We start from the raw sequence: 4,536 nt of genomic DNA on the forward strand, positions 1-4,536 counted from the left end.
AGAGCGTCTAGAAATTTGAGCTGTGAGTTGCCTGTTGCTAGGATTACAGAGGCTGTACCTTTTTCCAGAAGTACGGACTGCAAGTGATTTTTGGCAAACTGCGCCGCATCTAAAGCGAGTTCAGCTTCGTTGTTGTAGAGGGATACTGATAGGGCATCGAATCGAAAAGTTTGTTCGGGAGTATACAACATGATGGTGCTTTTTTTCTTAGCAATGTGGAGTTGAGACTTTTTTACTCATACTTCCACAAGGGCTAATTTTTTCAATCTAGCCGACTGGGTATTGTTTTAAATTTATCGGGAGTTCCGAGGGAGTAATCCTGAATCTGAAAGTCACCAAAGGGTTTCTTCTCTAAACGCGATCGCAACGCTTCATCGAGAATTACCCCTTCTGATTGTTTTTTGACACCAATGATAATCACACTTCTTTGATAGGACGTTTCATCCTGATTAGAATTACAATTATCCTGCCGAAATTGACCCAGATTTAATAAGCGGTAATTTTGTACGCTGGGAACCCTGCTAAATAACTTTTTGGCTAAAAGTTGGATTTGCTTCGAGCGTTCAAAGGCTCGGCGCTCTTCCTGGGTTGGCGACCCCTCACAAGAAGCGGTTCCTACCGAAATAATCTGACTTGGGTTTTCCATTATCCTCTGGATTCCTTCCGCTTCGAGGTCGGACTGTAAGGAGTCGAGAGAAATCAGGCGATCATTATATTTAACTTGGTAGGAACTCCCAAGTTGCCATTTATATTCTCTAGAAAGAACGGCTACGTTAAACTCCGCTGTTCTCCCTTGGCTATCTGTTCCTTCTACATAGGGGAAATAATCGACTTCTCCTTTCTCTTGTGGCAGTTGAGCGTTCTTTGGAAATGAACGATGTTCTGCCCCCAAAAGCACTAACATACCGAAACCGAGCAATCCCAATGCTACTATCAAGAATGCCAAAAACGCCAGGAAGGGTAATCTACCTGAATCCTGTTCTGACGGTGGTATTTCTTGCGATGGCAGGGTCGTTGTCGTTTCTTGTGGCGGTAAGGGTGCAGGTATCGCAGCACCTACTACATTGACGGTTGCAGCGTGGCTAATATTGTCGCGATCGAGTTCTGCAAGGCGATCCAAAATGGCTTGGGCATTACCAGGGCGCTGATTGGGGTCACGCGCCATCAGCCAATCGACCAAATTCAACAGTCCCGGTGAAATCCCGGAGGTATGACTGCGCCAGTTCAACTGATCTAAGCGAGGATCATACATTGTATTGGGATACTGCCCCGTCAATAAAAAGACAAAGGTGCGTCCCAAGGAAAAGAAATCGGATTGCACCCGTGCTTCTCCATTGGCTTGTTCGGGTGCGGTGTAGCCAGAGGAGATAATGGCTGTGATACCCTGTCCTGAACCCAACTTGGCGAGGTAGGTTCGGGTTACTTCTCGCGCCGTGCCAAAGTCGATTAATACCAACTGACCATTGGGTCTAAGCATTACATTGGATGGCTTAATATCCCGATGCAGGTAATGCTTGTCGTGTACCAGCTTTAAAATAACAGCTAGCTGATTTAACCATGCGATCGCTTGCTCTTGAGAAATGGGGCGATTCCCTCGCGCTGCCATCCACTCCTCTAAGTTGGAGCCTTCGATTTTCTCCATGACAAGGCAGTGCAAGGATGGGCCATTTCTGGTCTGATACGGGAAGTAGCCATCTACCTTGGGAATACCGGGATGATGAAGCTGTCCCAACACATCTGCTTCTTGTTTGAAGAGTTCTACAGCTTTGGCGTCGCTGTTGAGATTCTCTTTGAGGACTTTGAGGATTTCGGACGTCCCCTGCTCGTCAGATTCGTAGATTATACCAAAGCCACTTTTGTCACTCAGGAGGCGCGTTACCCGATAGCGTCCATGTAAGAGTAGGTCAGAACCACAATTTTCACAGAAGCGGTTGCGAGTGTTATCGGGATCGTCAGGTTTACGGCAGTGAGGGTTAATGCAAAGTGACATGGATGGCTTTAATGAGCACAATATTCCCAATATAGATAAGGAATCGCTAAGGCTCTACCCTCTGACAGCAAGTCCTGTGACATCGTTCCCGTATGACCATTTGCTTCGAGATTCCGAAATTAGTAGGCGATCGTGTCGCTCTCGCTTTCTTCTAGCATAGCGATCGCTGTCTGTGCAGCCTCTCGAACATCAGCTTCAGAGTCGGTTAATAACAGGCGTAAATAAGGAATAGCTTCAACCTCATATAACTCGCCTAGCTCGTCAACGGCATTCTCTCGCACAATATAATCTGGGTCTTTTAACGCTTCTATCAGTACTGGTAGCGCCTTATTCGGATATAGGCATCTCATGTAGCGTAAAACACTCCCTCTCACATAGGGAGATGGATGCTGAAGTAAAGCTAAGACTTGCTCAACGGCGTCTTTGTCGCCTAACATTCTCAGACTATCCACTGCTTCCATAACAACCATCGGTCGCTCATCATGGAGAAAGGAACGCAATAAGTCCCAAAATTCAGGATCGTCTAGTTGAGCTTCAGTAAGTGCAAAGAGAATAGCCCGCAACCTTGCCGTATCTGCCTTTTTGATTTCCCTCCGCAAGAAAGCGATACCCACCTCACCCTGTGCCCCGATTAGGTTTGCCACTTCTTGATAGTACACATCCGCATACTCCTCTCCTTCGAGAGGCGAACCTTGAAAGTGGGCAATAAGTTCTTGAAGGGTGAGATGGTCGAGTTCAGGATAAAAACTCATATTGGCTCTCCTTGAAACTCAGTAACTCTACATCCCGCACAACTCCTCGATTTCAGCCAGTGTCATACTGTTAAACGTTCCCAGAGGAAACTCGCGACGAAGAGTACTAGGCAGAGCGTTGATTGTGATTGTTTTAGCTTCGCGCAATTCGTTTAATTCTTCAAGTCGTCTAGGCGATAACCTTACACCGTGCTTCTCTGCTAGGCGCTGGTATTGCTCTAGAATCTTTTTCGCCTTCCGACACTCTTGCTTCGTTTGTGGTTGAGATGACAGGTTGCTCCTTGCGAGAGAGGAATAAACAGCAAAACACCTATCCAGAGACATACAAAAAAATGCCTCTAGATATGTTGTGATAACTATATATGCCTCGCTCACAATGAGCTAACGCTAACTTAAACCATAACAAATTTGCTCTTAGTTTGCAACACCTGAAGCTGGGAAAGCTGTCAAACATACGTTATTCAAGTGTCACGCTCAAGCGCGATCGCATCTTGTATCCTTGCTCCCTCCCTTACCCTCCTCGTGCGCTAGTGTTTTTTAGAGAAGGTCTGACCCATTGGGTTAGATACAGATGTTTGGTCGTTACTGAAACGGCTTTTCGGATAAGTTCTTATGCTGCCTACGCCAGAAAACAATTCGGTTGTTCCCAACGATAGAAACGCTGTTGTTAACCCATCGCAAAAGCCAATTGGGGTCGCTTGGTTAAAGAAATTAGTCTCACCTGATGTGATTGCTCCGGTGGTGGTTGGTATTTTGGTAATCCTGATATGGGAGATTTTTGTGTGGGTGACGAAGATGCCGCCTTACTTGCTTCCAGGGCCGTTTTTAGTGTTTCAGACGTTGATTGGTGATTGGAATGAACTGTTCCCTTCACTCATGATTACCCTGCAAATTACGATCGCAGCTTTTGTTGCGGCGGTGGTTTCTGGGTTGTTGGTGGCGATTTTGTTTACTCAGAATAAGTGGATTGAACGGAGTTTGTTTCCTTATGCGGTGATTTTGCAGACGACGCCGATTGTTGCGATCGCCCCCTTAATCATTATCTGGCTGAGGAACAATACGTTCGCGGCTTTGGTGGTTTGTGCCTGGATTGTGGCCTTTTTCCCCATTGTTTCTAACACTACCCTTGGACTCAACAGTGTTGACCACAACCTGAGTAATGTGTTTCAGCTTTATAAGGCATCTCGTTGGCAGACTCTGCTATATCTGCGTTTACCTAGTGCTTTGCCTTATTTCTTGGGAGGGTTGCGGATTAGTGGGGGTCTGGCGTTGATTGGTGCAGTGGTGGCGGAGTTTGTGGCGGGTACAGGCGGGGCGCGATCGGGTATTGCTTATCAAATTTTAATGGCAAGCTACAATCTGCAAATTCCTCGGATGTTTGCGGCTTTATTGATGACAACCAGTTTAGGTGTGATTATTTTTGTTGGGTTGACTTTTTTATCTGACTTTTTGTTGCGTAATTGGCATGAGAGTGCTGTCAAAAAAGAGAATTGATATAGAGGTGATCATCAATCATATCATTTCCATTAGCATCGAAATTCTTCAAAAACTTCAGCGTCCCTCAGCGTTCCCCTCTGCGCTCTCTGCGTTAAAAAAATAGGATTTCAATACCAACGGATTCGACATCATTTAGGATGGCCATAGAATCTCCTGAAAAGACCAAGCGATATCGTTGGAACCTAATCCGGTAAGATTTGTATGACTTAAAGCACTAATCAAATCTAATGATCCCCACAGCAGGACACTATTGGCTGACCAATGCCCATGTACCTTGGTCTGTCTTGAGTCTCAATA

General features: G+C 45.8%; 4 protein-coding genes and 1 pseudogene. 1 reads left to right on the forward strand and 4 read right to left on the reverse strand.

Annotated features, from left to right (window positions below):
- The 4 genes and pseudogenes from V6C93_RS15140 to V6C93_RS15155 all read right to left on the reverse strand — a co-directional run.
- Positions 1 to 191: pseudogene (locus V6C93_RS15140) on the reverse strand (glucosamine-6-phosphate deaminase); the annotation flags it as partial.
- Positions 192 to 262: 71 nt separating this feature from the next.
- A complete protein-coding gene (locus V6C93_RS15145) occupies positions 263 to 1,990 on the reverse strand; it encodes a protein kinase domain-containing protein (RefSeq protein WP_333477499.1) in 1,728 nt (575 codons plus the stop codon).
- A gap of 119 nt (positions 1,991 to 2,109) precedes the next feature.
- Positions 2,110 to 2,742 carry a HEAT repeat domain-containing protein gene (locus tag V6C93_RS15150; protein WP_333477500.1) on the reverse strand — a complete coding sequence of 211 codons (633 nt, stop codon included), beginning with the start codon at positions 2,740 to 2,742 and terminating at the stop codon, positions 2,110 to 2,112.
- Positions 2,743 to 2,769: 27 nt separating this feature from the next.
- The gene (locus V6C93_RS15155) at positions 2,770 to 3,066 is read right to left on the reverse strand and encodes a hypothetical protein (RefSeq protein WP_333477501.1); all 297 of its coding nucleotides are present in this window, start codon (positions 3,064 to 3,066) and stop codon (positions 2,770 to 2,772) included.
- A 288-nt stretch (positions 3,067 to 3,354) separates the two neighbouring features.
- On the opposite strand from V6C93_RS15155, the gene V6C93_RS15160 reads away from it, so the two are divergent.
- Positions 3,355 to 4,236, forward strand: a complete 882-nt coding sequence (locus tag V6C93_RS15160; RefSeq protein ID WP_333477502.1) for an ABC transporter permease — start codon at positions 3,355 to 3,357, stop codon at positions 4,234 to 4,236.
- Positions 4,237 to 4,536 lie beyond the last annotated feature (300 nt).

The organism is Allocoleopsis sp., assembly GCF_036703385.1.
Classification (GTDB): Bacteria; Cyanobacteriota; Cyanobacteriia; order Cyanobacteriales; family Coleofasciculaceae; genus Allocoleopsis.